Here is an 18,392-nt window from a genome sequence, read left to right on the forward strand (position 1 = left end):
GGCCCGGCCGCGGGAATTCGCTGCTGGCGCAAATATTCCGTGTTTTGTCAGGCCAACGGGCCGTTGAGCAACGGCACGAAGCGCACCGCCCCCAGCACGCGGCGCGAGAAACCGTGCTCTTCGCGGACGATCAGCATCAACTGCTGCACCTCCCCTGCCGGCCCGACCGGGATGACCATGCGCCCGCCAGGTGCCAGTTGGTCAAGCAGTGCCTGGGGCACCTCCGGCGCCACGGCGGTGACGATGATGCCGTTGTACGGCGCCAGCGCCGGCCAGCCTTCGCAGCCATCGCCCCAGCGAAACACCACATTGCGCAGGTTGAGCTCGACCAGACGCTCCTTGGCACGGTCCTGCAGGACCTTGATGCGCTCCACCGAGAACACCCGCTCCACCAACTGCGCCAGGATCGCGGTCTGATAGCCCGAACCGGTGCCGATCTCCAGCACCTTGTCCAGCGGCCCGGCCTCCAGCAGCAGCTCACTCATGTGCGCAACCATGAAGGGTTGCGAGATGGTCTGGTTGTGGCCAATCGGCAGCGCGGTGTCTTCATAGGCACGGTGCGCCAGGGCCTCGTCGACGAACAGGTGGCGCGGGGTACGGCGAATCGCGTCGAGCACCTGGGTATTCGACACGCCTTCCTCGCACAAGCGCTGGATCAGCCGCTCCCGGGTACGCTGTGAGGTCATGCCGATACCTCGGCGCATCAGATCGTCCTGTTCGCGCATCAGAGCACGCCCTCCAGCCAGCCCTCGAAGCGCTCGAAGGCGTCATTGAAGGTGCGGTCCAGCTGCAACGGGGTGATCGACACATAGCCCTGCATCACCGCGTGGAAGTCAGTACCCGGCCCGCCATCCTCGGCATCGCCGGCCACGGCGATCCAGTAGCCTTCCTTGCCCCGCGGGTTGACCACCTTGGTCGGTGCCGCCGCGCGTGCCCGATGCCCCAGCCGGGTGAGCTGGATGCCGCGGATATGCTCCAACGGCAGGTTGGGGATGTTGATGTTGAGCACGGTGCGTGGCGGCAGCTCCAGGCGTGCCTGCGCCTCGACCAGGCGACGGGCGATGTAGGCCGCCGCCGGCAGGTTGTCGGTTTGCCGCGAGAGCAGCGAGAAGGCCAGTGACGTTCCACCCAGGAAGCGCCCTTCGAGCGCAGCCGCGACCGTGCCGGAATACAGCACGTCATCGCCCAGGTTGGCGCCCAGGTTGATACCCGACACCACCATGTCAGGGGTATGCGGCAACAGGCCGTTGAGCCCCAGGTGCACGCAGTCGGTCGGCGTGCCGTTGAGGCTGATGAAGCCATTGGCCAATGTCTGCGGGTGCAGGGGCCGGTCCAGCGTCAGCGAACTGCCGGCGCCGCTCTTGTCTTGATCCGGGGCAATCACCGCGCACTCGGCGTAATCCGCCAGCGCAGCATGCAGCGCGGCGAGGCCTGGTGCGGTAACACCGTCGTCATTCGAAATCAGAATACGCATGGGCTGTCCGTCTGCCCTGCCGGCACCAGATCGACGAGTTCGCGCACCACCACGGTGGCGAAGCATCCGGCCGGAAGGACGAATTCCAGTTGCAGGATATCAGGCTCGGGATAATGCCACGTCAGCCGCCCAATAGGGAGCCGCAGGATGCGTCGTTCGTGATCCATGCCCGCACGCGCCAGCCATTGGCACAGTGCCGGATGCTGTTCGGCGATGGCCGATTCGATCGCCAGCGTGGCGCCACTGCTCGGGGCATCGCCTTCACCCCATAGGGGGCCGGTGGGGTGCAGGTCGAGAATGGCCAGGCGCGGATCGCTGCACTCGGCCTCTCCCGCCGGGAAGAAGCTGCGGCTGTCGGTGAAGGCCAACAAGTCGCCGACCTGGGCGCGCTGCCAGCTGCCATCGGCCACGCGCGCGGCCAGCACCTGGTTGAACAGGTAGCTGCGCGCCGCCGAGAGCAACCGCGAACGTAGGTTGCGTTGCTCCGGCAACGCCTGGCGCGCCGCCCATTCCTGGGCATCGTGAACGTTGCCACCGGCATGGCCGAAACGTTGGCCACCGAAGTAGTTGGGCACACCCTTTTGCTTGAGTTGCTCGAGGCGCGCATCGAGGGCCTGGTGGTCGGCCTGCAGCGCGGTCAGGCGCAGCGTGAAACCGTTGGCCGCATGGGCGCCACGCTGCAGCTTGCGCTGGTGGCGTACCTGCTTGAGCACACGCAGGGATTCGTCTTCGGCACGGGACAGGTCAGGGTCGGCCTTGCCCGGCAGGTGCAGGCTGAACCATTGGCGGGTCAGGGCCTGACGGTCCTTGAGGCCGGCATAGCTGATCGAGCGCACTGGCACGCCGGCGGCGCGCGCCAGGCGGCGGGCGGCTTCTTCGGTATTGAGGTCACGCTTCTCGACCCACAGCCACAGGTGCTCGCCCTGGCCGGACAGCGGGATGTCGAGCACTTCGTCGACCTGGAAATCTTCGGCCACCGCCTTGAGCACTGCAGTACCCAGGGCGTCACCCGAGGCACGCGGCCCCAGCAGTTGCAGTTCGTTCATACCGGCAGCAACAGGGCAACCGCGTGAACGGCGATCCCCTCCTCACGGCCGGTGAAGCCCAGCTTTTCTTCGGTGGTGGCCTTGACGTTGACCTGGTCGAGCTCGACCTGCAGGTCTTCGGCGATGCGCTGGCGCATGGTTTCGATATGCGGGGCCATTTTCGGCGCCTGGGCGACGATGGTGGCGTCGACGTTGCCGACCTTCCAACCCTTGTTGCGCACCACACCCAGCACATGGCGCAGCAGCACGCGGCTGTCGGCGCCCTTGAACTGCGGGTCGGTGTCCGGGAAGTGCTTGCCGATGTCGCCCAGCGCCGCAGCGCCAAGCAGGGCATCGCTCAGGGCATGCAGCAGCACGTCACCATCGGAATGGGCCAGCAGGCCGTATTTGTGGGGGATACGCACCCCGCCCAGGGTAATGAAATCACCGTCGGCGAAACGGTGGACATCGTAGCCATGGCCAATACGCATAGAAAAACGCCCTGATTGAGACAGGGCGTGATTCTACCTGCTTTCATGCAGTCTTGGGGCTGCTGTGCAGCCCTTCGCGGGTGAACCCGCTCCCACAAGGAACGCTGCAAGCCGAGGGCTGCAGATACCCTGTGGCAGCGGGTTTACCCGCGAAAAAGCCAACACCATGCTGCCAGGTCAAACCCTGCCCAGTGCCACCGCATGATGGCGCAGATGCTCATCGATGAAGCTGGCGATGAAGTAGTAGCTATGGTCGTAACCCGGCTGCAAACGCAGGGTCAGCCCATGCCCACCCTTGCGGGCGGCCTGCTCCAGCGCCTCTGGCTTGAGCTGTTTTTCGAGGAAGTCGTCGCGATCCCCCTGGTCCACCAGCAGCGGCGGGCATTCACCCGCCTCGGCCAGCAACACACTGGCATCCCACTCGCGCCAGCGCGCCCGGTCTTCGCCCAGGTAGCGGCTGAAAGCCTTCTCGCCCCAAGGGCAGTCCATCGGGTTGCTGATGGGCGAGAACGCCGACACCGAGCGGTAACGCCCCGGGTTGCGCAGGGCGCAGACCAGCGCGCCATGCCCGCCCATGGAGTGGCCACTGATGCTGCGCTGATCGGACGCAGGGAAGTGCGCCTCGATCAGTGCCGGCAGCTCGTCCACCACGTAGTCATGCATGCGGTAGTGCTGAGCCCAGGGCTGCTGGGTGGCGTTGAGGTAGAAGCCGGCGCCCAGGCCGAAGTCCCAGGCGCCCTCCGGATCACCCGGTACCCCTTCGCCACGCGGGCTGGTATCAGGGGCGACGATGATCAGCCCAAGCTCCGCGGCCAGACGCTGGGCGCCGGCCTTCTGCATGAAGTTCTCGTCGGTGCAGGTCAGGCCGCTGAGCCAGTACAGCACCGGCAGCTTCTCGCCCTGCTCGGCCTGGGGCGGCAGGTACACGGCGAACACCATGTCGCAACCGAGCACCTTGGAACTGTGCCGGTAGCGCTTGTGCCAGCCGCCGAAGCTTTTCTGGCAGGAGATGTTTTCCAGCGTCATGGCAGGGGCCTCAGAAGTGGATAACGCTACGGATGCTCTTGCCTTCGTGCATCAGGTCGAAGGCCTTGTTGATGTCTTCCAGGCCCATGGTGTGGGTAATGAAGGTGTCCAGCGGGATCTCGCCCTTCTCGGCCATCTCCACGTAGCTCGGCAGCTCGCTGCGGCCACGCACGCCGCCGAACGCCGAACCGCGCCAGACGCGGCCGGTGACCAGCTGGAACGGACGGGTGGCGATTTCCTGACCGGCACCGGCCACGCCGATGATCACCGACTCGCCCCAGCCCTTGTGGCAGCACTCCAGCGCCGCACGCATCAGCTGCACGTTGCCGATGCACTCGAAGGAGAAGTCCACGCCGCCGTCGGTAAGGTCGACGATGACTTCCTGGATCGGGCGGTCGTAATCCTTCGGGTTGATGCAGTCGGTGGCGCCCAATTGGCGGGCGATCTCGAACTTGGCTGGGTTGATGTCGATGGCGATGATGCGCGAGGCCTTGGCTTTGACCGCACCGATCACCGCCGACAAGCCAATGCCGCCCAGGCCGAAGATGGCCACGGTGTCACCCGGCTTGACCTTGGCGGTGTTGAGCACGGCACCGATGCCGGTGGTCACGCCGCAGCCGAGCAGGCAGACCTTCTCCAGCGGCGCTTCCTTCTGGATCTTGGCCACGGAGATTTCCGGCAGCACGGTGTACTCGGAGAACGTCGAGGTACCCATGTAGTGGAACAGCTGCTGGCCCTTGTAGCTGAAACGGCTGGTGCCGTCGGGCATCAGGCCCTTGCCCTGGGTGGCGCGGATCGCCTGGCACAGGTTGGTCTTGCCCGACAGGCAGAATTTGCACTTGCCGCATTCCGGGGTGTACAGCGGGATCACATGGTCACCGACCGCCACCGAGGTGACGCCCTCACCTACCGCCTCGACGATCGCCCCGCCCTCATGGCCGAGGATCGACGGGAAGATGCCCTCCGGGTCGGCACCGGACAGGGTGTAGGCGTCGGTGTGGCAGACCCCGGAGGCGACCACGCGCAACAGCACTTCACCGGCCTTGGGCATGGCCACGTCAACTTCGACGATTTCCAGGGGTTTCTTGGCCTCGAAGGCTACGGCAGCACGGGACTTGATCATCATGGGTCTCCAGACAGAGTGTCGATATCAGTCTCGCAGTGTAATTCATGCCTATTTGATGAATAATCCGGCCAACTAAAAAACATTATTGCCATACAGGGATAATCCATGAGCAGTCGCTGGGAAGGCATCGACGAGTTCGTCGCCGTCGCCGAATCAGGCCAGTTCACCGCGGCCGCCGAGCGCCTGGGGGTGTCCTCGTCCCATATCAGCCGGCAGATCGCCCGCCTTGAAGAACGCCTGCAGACCCGCCTGCTGTACCGCAGCACCCGGCGGGTGACCCTGAGCGAAGCCGGGCAGACCTTCCTCCAGCACTGCCAGCGCCTGCAGGATGGCCGTGAAGAGGCGCTGCGCGCCATGGGCGATCTGGCCAGCGAACCCAAAGGCTTGCTGCGCATGACCTGCGCCGTTGCCTATGGTGAGCGGTTCATCGTGCCGCTGGTGACGCGGTTCATGGCGCAGTACCCGCAATTACGGGTCGAAGTGGAACTGAGCAACCGCACCCTCGACCTGCTGCATGAAGGCATGGACATGGCGATCCGCCTGGGCCGCCTGCAGGACTCGCGGCTGGTCGCCACGCGCCTGGCGCCTCGGCGCATGTACCTGTGCGCCTCGCCCGCCTACCTGGAGCGTTATGGTCGCCCCCACAGCCTGTCGGAACTGGCGCGGCACAATTGCCTGATCGGCAGCTCCGACCTGTGGGCGCTGCAGCAGGATGGGCGCGAATTCAGCCAGCGGGTGCAGGGCAATTGGCGTTGCAACAGCGGGCAGGCGGTGCTGGATGCGGCGCTGCAGGGGATGGGCTTGTGTCAGCTACCGGATTATTACGTGCTGGAACATCTGCACAGCGGCGCGCTGGTGTCGTTGCTGGAGGGGCACCAGCCACCGAACACGGCGGTGTGGGCGCTTTATCCGCAGCAGCGGCATCTGTCGCCGAAGGTGCGACGGTTGGTGGACTATCTCAAGGAAGGGTTGGCGCAGTTGCCGGAGTACAGGGCCGTGGGATAACCGCGTGGGAGCGGGCTTGCCCCGCGATGGGGTCAGCCCGGCAATCAGCGTCACTCGTCATGACGCTATCGCGGGGCAAGCCCGCTCCCACGCCGCCCGCATCAGCAGCGCCTATTTCAACGGCGCCCAGCCCAGCGCTGACGCAACCACTCCAGGTCTTCCGGCCGGGTCACCTTGATGTTGTCGCTGCGCCCTTCGATCAGCCGTGGCGCGTAGCCGGCCCACTCGATGGCGGAGGACTCATCGGTGACCGCCACATCCGACACCAGGCACTCGGCCAGCGCCCGGTGCAGCATCCCCAGACGGAACATCTGCGGCGTATACGCCAGCCAGACAGTACTGCGGTCCACCGTGGCACTCACCCGGCCATCGGCGCCGGCACGCTTGAGGGTGTCCCGCGCCGGGACCGCCAACAAGCCACCCACGGCGTCATCGGCCAACTCGGTCAACAACCGGTCCAAGTCGCTACGTGCCAGGTTCGGCCGCGCCGCATCGTGCACCAGTACCCAGTCGTCGTCCGACGCACCCTGGGCATGCAGCAACAGCAAGGCATTGAGCACCGAGTCGGCACGCTCGTGCCCGCCCGGGGCACGCTGGATGCGCCCATCGCTGGCACAGCGCAGGCCGGGCCAGTACGGGTCTTGATCGGCAATGCTGACCACCACGCCCTTGAGCGCAGGATGGCCTAGAAAACAGTCGAGGCTATGCTCGAGGATGGTCTGCCCGCCCAACTGCAGATACTGCTTGGGCCGGTCGGCAGCCATGCGGGCACCAACGCCCGCGGCGGGAATCACGGCCCAGAAGGCCGGCAATTGCTGAGTCATTTTTGCGGCAACTGGTAGAGGGTTTCGCCCTCCTTGACCATCCCCAGTTCATGACGAGCCCGTTCTTCCACGGTCTCCATACCTTTCTTCAGCTCCAGGACCTCCGCATCGAGCACGCGATTACGCTCCAGCAGCCGTTCGTTCTCGGCGTGCTGTTCGTCAATCTGCTGCTTGAGCTCGGTCACTTGCGCCAGGCTGCCATTACCCACCCAAAGGCGATATTGCAGGCCGCCGAGCAGCAGGAGCAGAACGAGAAACAACCAATAGGGACTGCGCATGAAGATATCCAGGGTATAAGGCCGCCGCAGCGAGCTTCCGATAGCACGAAGCCTGGCCGAGGCCAGGCTTCGTCGACAGAAACCCGTGTGAAGCATCTGAACATTCAGTACGAATGTTCAGGCTGCCTCGGCTGCTGCCTTTTTACCATCTCTTGCTCAGCCGCGAAACTCGGCGCGGCCACGGTAGACGGCCTTGGCACCCAGTTGCTCTTCGATACGCAGCAGCTGGTTGTACTTGCTGACGCGGTCGGAGCGGCACAGCGAGCCGGTCTTGATCTGGCCAGCAGCGGTACCAACGGCCAGGTCGGCAATGGTCGAGTCCTCGGTTTCACCCGAACGGTGCGAAATCACCGCGGTGTAGCCGGCGGCCTTGGCCATCTGGATGGCTTCCAGGGTTTCGGTCAGCGAGCCGATCTGGTTGAACTTGATCAGGATCGAGTTACCGATGCCCTTCTCGATGCCTTCCTTGAGGATCTTGGTGTTGGTAACGAACAGGTCGTCGCCCACCAGCTGGACTTTCTCGCCGATCTTGTCGGTGAGGATTTTCCAGCCAGCCCAGTCGGACTCGTCCAGGCCGTCTTCGATCGAGATGATCGGGAAACGCTCGGTCAGGCCTTTGAGGTACTCGGCGAAACCTTCGGCGTCGAACGACTTGCCTTCACCGGACAGGTTGTACTTGCCGTCTTCGTAGAACTCGGAAGCGGCGCAGTCCAGGGCCAGGGTCACGTCGGTGCCCAGCTTGTAGCCGGCTTTCTCGACGGCTTCGGCGATGGCGGCCAGGGCGTCTTCGTTGGAAGCCAGGTTCGGCGCGAAGCCACCTTCGTCACCGACGGCGGTGTTCAGGCCACGGGCCTTGAGCACGGCTTTGAGGTGGTGGAAGATTTCGGTGCCCATGCGCAGGCCGTCGGAGAAGGTCTTGGCGCCAACCGGCTGCACCATGAACTCCTGGATGTCGACGTTGTTGTCGGCGTGCTCGCCGCCGTTGATGATGTTCATCATCGGAACCGGCATGGAGTACTGGCCCGGGGTGCCGTTGAGGTTGGCGATGTGCGCGTACAGCGGCAGGTCCAGGTCCTGGGCGGCAGCCTTGGCGGCAGCCAGGGAAACAGCCAGGATGGCGTTGGCGCCCAGCTTGGCCTTGTTCTCGGTACCGTCCAGCTCGATCATGGCGCGGTCCAGGGCCTTCTGGTCAGCCGGATCCTTGCCCAGCAGCAGTTCGCGGATCGGGCCGTTGATGTTGGCGACGGCCTTCAGCACGCCCTTGCCCAGGTAACGGCTCTTGTCGCCATCACGCAGCTCCAGCGCTTCGCGCGAGCCAGTGGAAGCACCCGACGGCGCGCAGGCGCTGCCGATGATGCCGTTGTCGAGCAGCACGTCGGCTTCCACGGTGGGGTTGCCACGGGAATCGAGAACTTCACGACCTTTGATGTCGACGATCTTTGCCATTGTTGTAAGCACTCCAGAATTGACGAAACTAACGCAACTTTTGGGAATTCTTGCCGTTCACCAGGCGACATGGCACGGGCAGGCCTGGCGAAGGGAGCCCCTGACCGATAGGTCAGGGGGTGGAACGGGCGGTACTTTACCCGAGAAATGAGCTTTACGCGGTTTCTACCGTCGGAAAACTTTTCACCAGGTCGTCCAGCTGCTTGAGCTGGGCGAGGAACGGTTCCAGCTTGTCCAGGCGCAGGGCGCACGGGCCGTCGCACTTGGCGTTGTCCGGGTCCGGGTGGGCTTCGAGGAACAGCCCGGCCAGGCCCTGGCTCATGCCGGCCTTGGCCAGGTCGGTGACCTGGGCACGGCGGCCACCGGCGGAGTCGGCACGGCCGCCCGGCGTCTGCAGCGAGTGGGTGACGTCGAAGAACACCGGGTACTCGAACTGCTTCATGATGCCGAAGCCGAGCATGTCCACCACCAGGTTGTTGTAGCCGAAACTCGAACCGCGCTCACACAGGATGAGCTGGTCGTTGCCGGCTTCGACGCACTTGGCGAGGATGTGCTTCATCTCGTGAGGCGCAAGGAACTGCGCCTTCTTGATGTTGATCACCGCGCCGGTCTTGGCCATCGCCACCACCAGGTCGGTCTGGCGCGACAGGAAGGCCGGCAACTGGATGATGTCGCACACCTTGGCCACCGGTTCGCACTGGTAGGGCTCGTGCACGTCGGTGATCACCGGCACGTTGAAGGTCTGCTTGATCTCTTCGAAGATCTTCAAGCCTTCTTCCATGCCCGGGCCACGGTACGAGGTCACCGACGAGCGGTTGGCCTTGTCGAAGCTGGCCTTGAACACGTACGGGATGCCGAGTTTCTCGGTCACCCGCACGTACTCCTCGCAGACCTTCAGGGCCAGGTCACGGGATTCCAGGACGTTCATGCCGCCGAACAGGACGAACGGCTTGTCGTTGGCGATCTCGATGTTACCGACGCGAATGATCTTCTGAGTCATGGATCAGGCCTTGTTCTTCTGTGCCAGGGCTGCCTTGACGAAGCCGCTGAACAGCGGGTGACCGTCACGTGGCGTCGAGGTGAACTCCGGGTGGAACTGGCAGGCGACGAACCATGGGTGGTCCTTGGACTCGACCACTTCCACCAGCGCGCCGTCTTCGGAACGACCCGAGACCACCAGACCGGCATCGACCAGTTGTGGCAGCAGGTTGTTGTTCACTTCGTAGCGGTGACGGTGACGCTCGGTGATGATGTCCTTGCCGTAGCAGTCGTGCACTTTCGAGCCCGATGCCAGCTGGCAGTCCTGTGCGCCCAGGCGCATGGTGCCGCCCAGGTCGGAGGCTTCGGTACGGGTCTCGACCGCGCCGGTGGCGTCTGCCCACTCGGTGATCAGGCCGACGACCGGGTGGCCGCTGTTGCGGTCGAACTCGGTGGAGTTGGCGTCTTTCCAGCCCATTACGTTACGGGCGAACTCGATCACGGCCACCTGCATGCCGAGGCAGATGCCCAGGTACGGGACCTTGTTCTCACGGGCGTACTGCACCGCGGTGATCTTGCCTTCCACGCCGCGCAGGCCGAAACCGCCCGGGACCAGGATGGCATCGGCGCCTTCGAGCAGGCTGGTGCCCTGGTTCTCGATGTCTTCGGAGTCGATGTAGCGCAGGTTGACCTTGGTACGGTTGGTGATGCCGGCGTGGCTCATCGCTTCGATCAGCGACTTGTACGCGTCCAGCAGCTCCATGTACTTGCCGACCATGGCGATGGTCACTTCCTGCTCAGGATTGAGCTTGGCATCGACCACCTTGTCCCACTCGGACAGGTCGGCGCTGTTGCACTGCAGGGCGAAGCGCTCGACGACGAAATCGTCCAGGCCTTGTGCGTGCAGTACGCCAGGGATCTTGTAGATGGTGTCGACGTCTTCCAGCGAAATCACCGCACGCTCTTCGACGTTGGTGAACAGCGCGATCTTGCGACGCGACGAGGCATCGACCGGGTGGTCGGAACGGCAGATCAGCACGTCCGGCTGCAGGCCGATGGAGCGCAGCTCCTTGACCGAGTGCTGGGTCGGCTTGGTCTTGGTCTCACCGGCGGTGGCGATGTACGGCACCAGCGTCAGGTGCATCAGCATGGCGCGCTTGGAGCCCACTTCGACGCGCAGCTGGCGGATGGCCTCGAGGAACGGCTGCGACTCGATGTCACCCACGGTGCCGCCGATCTCGACCAGCGCGACGTCGGCATCGCCGGCGCCCTTGATGATGCGGCGCTTGATTTCGTCGGTGATGTGCGGGATGACCTGGATGGTAGCGCCCAGGTAGTCACCACGGCGCTCTTTGCGCAGCACGTGCTCGTAGATACGGCCGGTGGTGAAGTTGTTGTTCTGGGTCATCGTGGTGCGGATGAACCGCTCGTAGTGGCCCAGGTCGAGGTCGGTCTCGGCGCCGTCGTGGGTGACGAATACTTCACCGTGCTGGAACGGGCTCATGGTGCCCGGGTCGACGTTGATGTACGGGTCCAGCTTGAGCATGGTGACTTTGAGCCCCCGCGCTTCCAGGATGGCCGCCAGGGAAGCCGAGGCAATGCCTTTCCCCAATGAAGAAACAACACCGCCCGTGACGAATATGTAGCGCGTCATGAAAAACCCTAGAAGTCTGCGTTAAGGCGGCATGCGCCGCCGGAGAAAGCGAAGGAAGGCCGAAGCCCCCGATCACCTGCGTCAATCACAGTGCATCTCGAACAACTGCCGCGTCTGTACAGACCAGGGGTATCCCCGGCATGGAGCTCGCTCGTCATTTTAAGAATCAGCCCAGCAAAAAACTGCTTGGTAATCGGCAACCCCTGTGTTTTCGAGGAACCCACAGAAGTTGTATCAAGAAGGGAGGGTAGTCTACCGGAATGTACCCTTCAGCTCAAACCTTGCACGCTGGTCGGCGGCTGCCAGTGCAACTGGCAATTTGCCGCCCCCAGCTCGGGCAGGTTGGCCACCGCCAGCAACTGCTCGCCCTGATACAGCAACGGCAGACGCGGGCGCACGAAATGCGGGATCTGCAACTCGTTGAGCAGACGCTTGAGGTCGCGCCGGCCACGACCAGGAAGGTCCAGCACTTCGCCACCCTGGCGATAGACGATGCGCAGGCCCGCAGCGACTGATTGCGCAGCCAACCGCACATGACCGTTGCCCGGCAATGCCAGCGGCCGGGTCGGGTCCTGCCAGGCCAGCGCCCCGGATGGCGCGCGCTGCCACTCGCCACTCAACCACCAGATGCGTCCATGGCTGCGCTGCAACTCGCCGTCGGTCAGGCACCACACCGGCCGGGCGTCGGCTGCTGCGTCGCGCAGGTCGTTCCAGCCCGCCCAGTGGCGGCTGTCGGGCAACCGGGTGCGGCGGCCAAGCCAGTATTGCAGGGCATTGCGCTGGCGCGCTGGCGACAATGCCGCGAGGGTGGCAAGGTCGAGGGAGTCCAGCCCGAGCCAGGGCAGCGGCGCATTGCCGCAGGCCGTCGCCAGGTCGTCTGTGGCCAGTTCATCGAGCAGGCCCAATGCCTCCCCCAGGTGCTCGGCGCTGCGCGCCAGGCTCGCTTCGGCCTGGGGCCAGCGCTGCCTCAGCAGCGGCAACACCTCGCTACGCAGGTAGTTGCGGGCGAAGGTGGTGTCGGTATTGGTGGGATCATCGACCCACACCAGCCCCTTGCTCCGGGCATAGGCCTGCAATTGCGCGCGCGACAGTTTGAGCATCGGGCGAACCAGCCCGCCCTGCCCCAGCGGCCGCACCTCGGGCATGGCCGACAGGCCCCGCAACCCGGCGCCGCGCAGCAGACGGAACAGCAAGGTTTCGGCCTGATCGTCACGGTGCTGGCCGGTGAACAGCACGGCGCCTGGGGCGAGCAGCTTTTCGAAGGCTGTGTAACGGGCATCGCGGGCAGCCTGCTCAAGGCTGGCACCCAGGGCTACCTGAACGTGAATGACGTCGAGTTCAATGCCCAGGGCATCACAGACGGTTCTGCAGTGGGCGGGCCATGCATCGGCGGCAGCTTGCAGACCATGATGCACATGGACGGCACGCAGCGGCGGCGCGGGGTGGTTGCGGGCGTAGTCGGCCAGCAGGTGCAGGAGGACGGTGGAGTCGAGGCCACCGGAGAAGGCGATGTACCAGCCGGGGGCGCTTAGCCAAGGGGTGAGGTTGAGCATCGGGGCCTCACTTGCGAAAGCATCGCGGGGCAAGCCCGCTCCCACGGGAACGGCGCTTGCTTCAGACATTGCGCGATCCCGTGGGAGCGGGCTTGCCCCGCGATTGCTGCTGCGGCGTATTAGAGACCGTAGCTCATCAGGCGATCGTAACGGCGCTTGAGCAGCGCATCGTTGTCGAGCTTGCCGAGCATGTCCAGCTGTTCGATCAGGTCGGCACGGATGCTTGCAGAGACCTTGGCCGGGTCACGGTGGGCGCCGCCCAGCGGTTCCTGGATGACCTTGTCGACGATGTTCAGGCTCTTCAGGCGATCGGCGGTCACGCCCATGGCCTCGGCAGCGTCGGCGGCACGGTCGGCGGTCTTCCACAGGATCGAGGCGCAACCTTCCGGCGAGATCACCGAGTAGGTCGAGTACTGCAGCATGTTCAGCTGGTCGCACACGCCAATGGCCAGTGCACCGCCGGAACCACCTTCACCGATCACGGTGGCGATGATCGGAGTCTTCAGGCGCGCCATCACCCGCAGGTTCCAGGCGATGGCTTCGCTCTGGTTGCGCTCTTCGGCGTCGATGCCTGGGTAGGCGCCGGGGGTGTCGATGAAGGTCAGGATCGGCATCTTGAAGCGCTCGGCCATCTCCATCAGACGGCAGGCCTTGCGGTAGCCCTCCGGGCGCGGCATGCCGAAGTTGCGGCGAACCTTCTCGCGCACTTCGCGGCCTTTCTGATGACCGATGACCATCACCGGCTTGTCGTTCAGGCGCGCGGTACCACCGACGATGGCGGCGTCGTCGGCGAAATGACGGTCGCCATGCAGCTCTTCGAACTCGGTGAAGATGTGATCGATGTAGTCGAGGGTATACGGACGGCGCGGGTGACGGGCCAGGCGAGCGATCTGCCAGCTGGTCAGGTTGCCGAAGATGCTCTCGGTCAGTGTGTTGCTCTTGTCTTGCAGACGGGCAATTTCATCGCTGATGTTCAGCGAGTTGTCGTTGCCTACCAGGCGCAGGCCTTCGATCTTGGCTTGCAGGTCGGCAATCGGCTGTTCGAAATCGAGAAAATTCGGGTTCATAGTCATCCGTCTTGGGTCTACGGCCAGGCGGCCGGCCGGTTGATCCGTTTGGCGCCCTACCTTAAGGGATCAGGCGCATTCAGGTCGAGATTAAATTTTTTGTCGATTCAACGATATTGCAGGAAGACGTTCTCACGCCCGAACTGGTCACGCAGTGCCTGAATCAACCCATCGGCCGGGTCGATGCACCACTGGTCGCCGAACTGCAGCATGGCCTTGGCGTCGCTGCCGGTGTACTCCAGGGTGATCGGGCAGCCCCCGCGATGACGGGTGATCAGCTCGCCCAGCCACTTCAGCCGATCGCCCTTGAGCGCCTCATGGGCGACTTTCAGGCGCAGGCTCTCGGCCAGTTTGGTGCGTGCATCCTCCATGGTCATCACCGTCTTGACCCGCAGGCGCAGGCCGCCGGAGAAGTCATCGTTGCTGACCTCCCCTTCCACCACCACCATGGCGTCGGTCTGCAGCAACGCTTGCGCGGCCATGAAGGCGTCGGCGAACAACGAGGCTTCGATACGCCCGGAGCGGTCGTCCAGGGTCACGAAGCCCATCTTGTCGCCCTTCTTGTTCTTCATCACCCGCAGGGCAATGATCATTCCAGCAATGGTCTGGGTGTCACGCGCCGGCTTGAGGTCGATGATGCGCTGGCGGGCGAAGCGGCGGATCTCGGCCTCGTACTCGTCGATCGGGTGGCCGGTGAGATACAGCCCGAGGGTGTCCTTTTCGCCCTTGAGGCGCTCCTTGAGCGTCAGTTCGCGCACCTTGCGGTGGTTGGCGTAGACGTCGACATCCGCCTCGTCGAACATGCTGCCGAACAGGTCGACGTGACCACTGTCGGCGGTATGCGCCGCCTGCTCGGCAGCCTTGACGGCCTCGCCCAGCGCCGACAGCAAGGTGGCGCGATTGATGTCGATGTTGGCCTGGTAGGCCTTGATCTCGTCATGGAAGTGCGGGCCCAGGCGGTCCAGCGCACCGCTGCGGATCAGCGCGTCGAGGGTACGCTTGTTGACCCTTTTGAGGTCGATGCGTTCACAGAAGTCGAACAGGTCCTTGAACGGGCCACCTTGCGCCCGCGCCTCGACAATCGCCTCCACCGGCCCCTCACCCACGCCCTTGATCGCCCCCAGGCCATAGACGATGCGGCCATGGTCGTTGACGGCGAACTTGAAGTCGGAGAAGTTCACGTCCGGCGCATCGAGCCGCAGCTTCATGCTGCGCACTTCCTCGACCAGCACCACCACCTTGTCGGTGTTGTGCATGTCCGCCGACAGTACCGCGGCCATGAACGGCGCCGGGTAGTGGGTCTTCAGCCAGGCAGTCTGGTAGGAAACCAGGCCATAGGCTGCGGAGTGGGACTTGTTGAAGCCGTAACCGGCGAATTTTTCTACCAGATCGAAGATGTTACCGGCCAGGTCCGCATCGATGTTGTTGCCAACGCAACCCTCGATGAAACCACCGCGCTGCTTGGCCATCTCCTCGGGCTTTTTCTTACCCATCGCCCGGCGCAGCATGTCGGCGCCACCGAGGGTGTAGCCGGCCATCACCTGGGCAATCTGCATCACCTGTTCCTGGTACAGGATGATGCCGTAGGTGGGCGCCAGTACCGGCTTGAGGCCTTCGTACTGGTAGTCGGCGTGCGGGTAGGCCAGCTCGGCGCGGCCGTGCTTGCGGTTGATGAAGTCGTCCACCATGCCCGACTGCAGCGGGCCGGGACGGAACAACGCCACCAGTGCGATCAAGTCTTCCAGGCAGTCGGGCTTGAGCTTCTTGATCAGCTCTTTCATGCCGCGCGATTCAAGCTGGAACACTGCAGTGGTCTCGGCCTTCTGCAGCAGCTCGTAGGTCTTGCGGTCATCCAGCGGGATGAAGTCGATGTTCACGTCGGGCAGATTGTTCTTTTTCTGCTCGCGATTGATGATCTCCATCGCCCATTTGATGATGGTCAGCGTGCGCAGGCCGAGGAAGTCGAACTTCACCAGGCCCGCGGCCTCGACGTCGTCCTTGTCGAACTGGGTCACCAGGCCGCCGCCCTCTTCGTCACAGGCGATCGGCGAGAAGTCGGTGAGCTTGGTGGGCGCGATCACCACACCACCGGCGTGCTTGCCGGTACCGCGGGTGACACCCTCGAGCTTGAGGGCCATGTCCCAGATCTCGCGGCCATCCTCGTCGCTCTTGAGGAAGTCGCGCAGGATTTCTTCCTGCTCGTAGGCCTTCTCCAGGGTCATGCCCACTTCGAACGGGATCATCTTCGACAGCCGGTCGGCCAAACCGTACGACTTGCCCTGCACCCGCGCCACGTCACGCACCACCGCCTTGGCGGCCATGGTGCCGAAAGTGATGATCTGGCTGACCGCATTGCGGCCATAGGCCTCGGCCACGTAGTCGATCACCCGGTCGCGGCCATCCATGCAGAAGTCGACGTCGAAGTCGGGCATGGAAATACGTTCAGGGTTGAGGAAACGCTCGAACAGCAGGTCGTAGGCCAGCGGGTCGAGGTCGGTGATCTTCAGTACATAGGCCACCAGCGAGCCGGCACCCGAGCCCCGGCCCGGGCCGACCGGCACGTCGTTGTTCTTGGCCCACTTGATGAAGTCCATAACGATCAGGAAGTAACCGGGGAAGCCCATCTGGATGATGATGTCCAGTTCGAACTTCAGACGGTCCAGGTAGACCTGGCGCTTCTCTTCGTAGTTGGGCGTGGTCTCCTTCGGCCAAAGTACCGCCAGGCGCTCTTCCAGGCCTTCGTGGGAGACATGGCGCAGGTAGTCGTCGATGCCCATGCCGTTGGGCGTGGGGAAGTCGGGCAGGAAGTACTTGCCCAGCTGCACGGTGATGTTGCAGCGTTTGGCGATCTCCACGGTGTTGGCGATGGCGTCAGGCAGGTCGCTGAACAGCTCGGCCATCTCTTCGGCGGACTTGAGGTACTGCTGGTCGCTGTAGCCACGTGGCCGACGGGGATCGTCGAGGGTCCAGCCTTCGCCGATGCAGACCCGGGTTTCGTGGGCGTCGAAGTCCGACTGCTTGATGAAGCGCACGTCGTTGGTCGCCACCAGCGGCGCGCCGAGCTTGTCGGCCAGGGCCACGGCGGCGTGCACATACTCTTCGTCACCGGCACGGTTGGTACGCTGCACCTCGACGTAGAAGCGCTCCGGGAACATGCCCATCCAGTCGCCGAGCAAGGCCTCGGCCTCATGCTCGCGGCCCGCCATCAACGCCGCGCCGATATCGCCTTCCTTGCCAGCGGACAGGGCGATCAGGCCCTCGCTGGCCGGGGCGATCCATTCGCGCTGGATGATCACCAGGCCATTGCGCTGGCCGTCGGTCCAACCCCTGGAGATCAGCTCGGTGAGGTTGCGGTAGCCCTGGGGGTTCATAGCCAGGAAACAGATCCGCGACAGTGGCGCCTCGGGATCGCTGCCCGCCAGCCACAGGTCTGCGCCGCAGATGGGCTTGATACCGGCGCCCATGGCGGTCTTGTAGAACTTCACCAGCGAGCACATGTTGCTCTGGTCGGTGATCGCCACCGCCGGCATGTTCATCCCGGCCAAGGCCTTGGCCAGCGGCTTGATCCGCACCAGGCCGTCGACCAGGGAGAATTCGGAATGCACGCGAAGGTGAATGAAGGAGACCGACATGGAAAGTCCTGTAGCAGCGCTGAACGACAAGGGCGGGATTGTAGCGTAAACGGGCGGAATGTATGGGGCCGCTTCGCAGCCCTTTCGCCGGCAAGCCGGCTCCCACAGTTACAGTGCAGCTCTTGAAGTCTGCACCGGCCTGTGGGAGCCGGCTTGCCGGCGAAAGGGGCGCGAAGCGGCCCCAATGGATCAGATCAAGGAAGTGGACAGCCCCTCACGGGCCTCCCAGGCCGCTCGCACCGGCGCGAACGAGCGCCGATGAATCGGCGTAGGCCCAAGCCGAGCCAGCGCCTCCAGGTGCACCGGCGTCGGGTAGCCCTTGTGCCCGCCGATCCCGTAGCCCGGGTAGATCAGCTCGAACGCGCTCATCTCACGGTCACGGGTGACCTTGGCCAGGATCGACGCGGCGGCAATGGCCGGCACCTGGGAATCCCCCTTGACCACCGGCGCCGCCGGCACCGACAGTTTCGGGCAGCGGTTGCCGTCGATCAGCGCCAGTTTGGGCGTGACGTGCAACCCCTCGACCGCGCGCTGCATGGCCAGCATGGTGGCTTGCAGGATGTTCAGGCGGTCGATTTCCTCGACCTCGGCGCGGGCGATGCAGAAGCTCAGGGCTTTCTCGCAGATCTCGTCGAACAACGCCTCGCGCTTGGCTTCGGTGAGCTTCTTCGAGTCGTTCAGGCCAAGGATCGGGCGCTGAGGATCGAGAATCACCGCCGCAGTAACGACCGCGCCGCACAGCGGGCCGCGGCCGACCTCATCGACACCGGCGACCAGGTCCTCGACCAGGTTGAAATCCAGTCCCATCTGCAT

Annotated in this window: 16 protein-coding genes; 1 reads left to right on the forward strand and 15 read right to left on the reverse strand. The window is 64.2% G+C overall.

All coding sequences use genetic code 11. The features are described 5' to 3' along the window. Nucleotides 1-47 precede the first annotated feature (47 nt). From EJA05_RS21900 to EJA05_RS21925, 6 genes are all read right to left on the reverse strand, one after another. Complete coding sequence (locus tag EJA05_RS21900) at nt 48-686, reverse strand: protein-L-isoaspartate(D-aspartate) O-methyltransferase (protein ID WP_189654577.1); 639 nt, start codon at nt 684-686, stop codon at nt 48-50. Between the two features lie 38 nt (nt 687-724). Continuing rightward, the gene (gene surE, locus EJA05_RS21905; protein WP_110992396.1) at nt 725-1,474 is read right to left on the reverse strand and encodes a 5'/3'-nucleotidase SurE; all 750 of its coding nucleotides are present in this window, start codon (nt 1,472-1,474) and stop codon (nt 725-727) included. Then, nucleotides 1,462-2,520, reverse strand: coding sequence for a tRNA pseudouridine(13) synthase TruD (truD, locus tag EJA05_RS21910; RefSeq protein WP_125859883.1), 1,059 nt, complete (start codon nt 2,518-2,520; stop codon nt 1,462-1,464). The genes surE and truD overlap by 13 nt, the downstream gene beginning before the upstream one ends. Then, on the reverse strand, nt 2,517-2,990 hold the full coding sequence (gene ispF, locus EJA05_RS21915) for a 2-C-methyl-D-erythritol 2,4-cyclodiphosphate synthase (RefSeq protein WP_125465197.1): 474 nt from the start codon (nt 2,988-2,990) through the stop codon (nt 2,517-2,519). Before ispF ends, truD begins: the two co-directional genes overlap by 4 nt. A 177-nt stretch (nt 2,991-3,167) precedes the next feature. Further along, complete coding sequence (gene fghA / locus EJA05_RS21920) at nt 3,168-4,016, reverse strand: S-formylglutathione hydrolase (protein WP_125465198.1); 849 nt, start codon at nt 4,014-4,016, stop codon at nt 3,168-3,170. A gap of 10 nt (nt 4,017-4,026) precedes the next feature. Next, on the reverse strand, nt 4,027-5,139 hold the full coding sequence (locus EJA05_RS21925) for an S-(hydroxymethyl)glutathione dehydrogenase/class III alcohol dehydrogenase (RefSeq protein ID WP_125861402.1): 1,113 nt from the start codon (nt 5,137-5,139) through the stop codon (nt 4,027-4,029). Nucleotides 5,140-5,247: 108 nt separating this feature from the next. Here EJA05_RS21925 and EJA05_RS21930 point away from each other — a divergent pair, with 108 nt between their 5' ends. Further along, nucleotides 5,248-6,147 (forward strand): LysR substrate-binding domain-containing protein, encoded by a 900-nt coding sequence (locus tag EJA05_RS21930; RefSeq protein WP_125859885.1) that lies wholly within the window; start codon nt 5,248-5,250, stop codon nt 6,145-6,147. A gap of 116 nt (nt 6,148-6,263) precedes the next feature. Here the strand turns inward: EJA05_RS21930 and ispD are convergent, their stop codons facing one another. From ispD to rnhB, 9 genes are all read right to left on the reverse strand, one after another. Further along, nucleotides 6,264-6,971, reverse strand: coding sequence for a 2-C-methyl-D-erythritol 4-phosphate cytidylyltransferase (ispD, locus tag EJA05_RS21935; RefSeq protein WP_125859886.1), 708 nt, complete (start codon nt 6,969-6,971; stop codon nt 6,264-6,266). Further along, nucleotides 6,968-7,249 (reverse strand): cell division protein FtsB, encoded by a 282-nt coding sequence (gene ftsB / locus EJA05_RS21940; protein WP_110992403.1) that lies wholly within the window; start codon nt 7,247-7,249, stop codon nt 6,968-6,970. The genes ispD and ftsB overlap by 4 nt, the downstream gene beginning before the upstream one ends. A gap of 156 nt (nt 7,250-7,405) precedes the next feature. Then, nucleotides 7,406-8,695, reverse strand: a complete 1,290-nt coding sequence (gene eno, locus EJA05_RS21945; RefSeq protein ID WP_125859888.1) for a phosphopyruvate hydratase — start codon at nt 8,693-8,695, stop codon at nt 7,406-7,408. A gap of 154 nt (nt 8,696-8,849) precedes the next feature. Then, the gene (gene kdsA, locus EJA05_RS21950; protein WP_125859890.1) at nt 8,850-9,695 is read right to left on the reverse strand and encodes a 3-deoxy-8-phosphooctulonate synthase; all 846 of its coding nucleotides are present in this window, start codon (nt 9,693-9,695) and stop codon (nt 8,850-8,852) included. Nucleotides 9,696-9,698: 3 nt separating this feature from the next. Then, nucleotides 9,699-11,327 carry a CTP synthase gene (locus tag EJA05_RS21955; RefSeq protein WP_110992406.1) on the reverse strand — a complete coding sequence of 543 codons (1,629 nt, stop codon included), beginning with the start codon at nt 11,325-11,327 and terminating at the stop codon, nt 9,699-9,701. Nucleotides 11,328-11,596: 269 nt separating this feature from the next. Beyond that, nucleotides 11,597-12,880 carry a tRNA lysidine(34) synthetase TilS gene (tilS, locus tag EJA05_RS21960; protein WP_125859892.1) on the reverse strand — a complete coding sequence of 428 codons (1,284 nt, stop codon included), beginning with the start codon at nt 12,878-12,880 and terminating at the stop codon, nt 11,597-11,599. Nucleotides 12,881-12,999: 119 nt separating this feature from the next. Continuing rightward, complete coding sequence (locus EJA05_RS21965; RefSeq protein ID WP_110992408.1) at nt 13,000-13,947, reverse strand: acetyl-CoA carboxylase carboxyltransferase subunit alpha; 948 nt, start codon at nt 13,945-13,947, stop codon at nt 13,000-13,002. Nucleotides 13,948-14,054: 107 nt separating this feature from the next. Beyond that, nucleotides 14,055-17,579: a DNA polymerase III subunit alpha gene (gene dnaE / locus EJA05_RS21970; RefSeq protein WP_125859894.1), complete on the reverse strand. Its 3,525-nt coding sequence runs from the start codon at nt 17,577-17,579 to the stop codon at nt 14,055-14,057. A 189-nt stretch (nt 17,580-17,768) separates the two neighbouring features. After that, nucleotides 17,769-18,392: a ribonuclease HII gene (gene rnhB / locus EJA05_RS21975; RefSeq protein WP_125465205.1), complete on the reverse strand. Its 624-nt coding sequence runs from the start codon at nt 18,390-18,392 to the stop codon at nt 17,769-17,771.

Origin of the sequence: Pseudomonas oryziphila, from assembly GCF_003940825.1 — a bacterium.
Taxonomy (GTDB): domain Bacteria; phylum Pseudomonadota; class Gammaproteobacteria; order Pseudomonadales; family Pseudomonadaceae; genus Aquipseudomonas; species Aquipseudomonas sichuanensis.

What these genes read in the sequence shown, in the direction of transcription:
- truD (WP_125859883.1), bottom strand. Translation starts at nt 2,520, where the DNA reads ATGAACGAACTGCAACTGCTGGGGCCGCGTGCCTCGGGTGACGCCCTG.
- rnhB (WP_125465205.1), bottom strand. Translation starts at nt 18,392, where the DNA reads ATGCAGATGGGACTGGATTTCAACCTGGTCGAGGACCTGGTCGCCGGT.
- ispF (WP_125465197.1), bottom strand. Translation starts at nt 2,990, where the DNA reads ATGCGTATTGGCCATGGCTACGATGTCCACCGTTTCGCCGACGGTGAT.
- tilS (WP_125859892.1), bottom strand. Translation starts at nt 12,880, where the DNA reads ATGCTCAACCTCACCCCTTGGCTAAGCGCCCCCGGCTGGTACATCGCC.
- eno (WP_125859888.1), bottom strand. Translation starts at nt 8,695, where the DNA reads ATGGCAAAGATCGTCGACATCAAAGGTCGTGAAGTTCTCGATTCCCGT.
- EJA05_RS21930 (WP_125859885.1), top strand. Translation starts at nt 5,248, where the DNA reads ATGAGCAGTCGCTGGGAAGGCATCGACGAGTTCGTCGCCGTCGCCGAA.
- ispD (WP_125859886.1), bottom strand. Translation starts at nt 6,971, where the DNA reads ATGACTCAGCAATTGCCGGCCTTCTGGGCCGTGATTCCCGCCGCGGGC.
- fghA (WP_125465198.1), bottom strand. Translation starts at nt 4,016, where the DNA reads ATGACGCTGGAAAACATCTCCTGCCAGAAAAGCTTCGGCGGCTGGCAC.
- dnaE (WP_125859894.1), bottom strand. Translation starts at nt 17,579, where the DNA reads ATGTCGGTCTCCTTCATTCACCTTCGCGTGCATTCCGAATTCTCCCTG.
- surE (WP_110992396.1), bottom strand. Translation starts at nt 1,474, where the DNA reads ATGCGTATTCTGATTTCGAATGACGACGGTGTTACCGCACCAGGCCTC.
- EJA05_RS21955 (WP_110992406.1), bottom strand. Translation starts at nt 11,327, where the DNA reads ATGACGCGCTACATATTCGTCACGGGCGGTGTTGTTTCTTCATTGGGG.
- ftsB (WP_110992403.1), bottom strand. Translation starts at nt 7,249, where the DNA reads ATGCGCAGTCCCTATTGGTTGTTTCTCGTTCTGCTCCTGCTGCTCGGC.
- EJA05_RS21900 (WP_189654577.1), bottom strand. Translation starts at nt 686, where the DNA reads ATGACCTCACAGCGTACCCGGGAGCGGCTGATCCAGCGCTTGTGCGAG.
- EJA05_RS21925 (WP_125861402.1), bottom strand. Translation starts at nt 5,139, where the DNA reads ATGATCAAGTCCCGTGCTGCCGTAGCCTTCGAGGCCAAGAAACCCCTG.
- kdsA (WP_125859890.1), bottom strand. Translation starts at nt 9,695, where the DNA reads ATGACTCAGAAGATCATTCGCGTCGGTAACATCGAGATCGCCAACGAC.
- EJA05_RS21965 (WP_110992408.1), bottom strand. Translation starts at nt 13,947, where the DNA reads ATGAACCCGAATTTTCTCGATTTCGAACAGCCGATTGCCGACCTGCAA.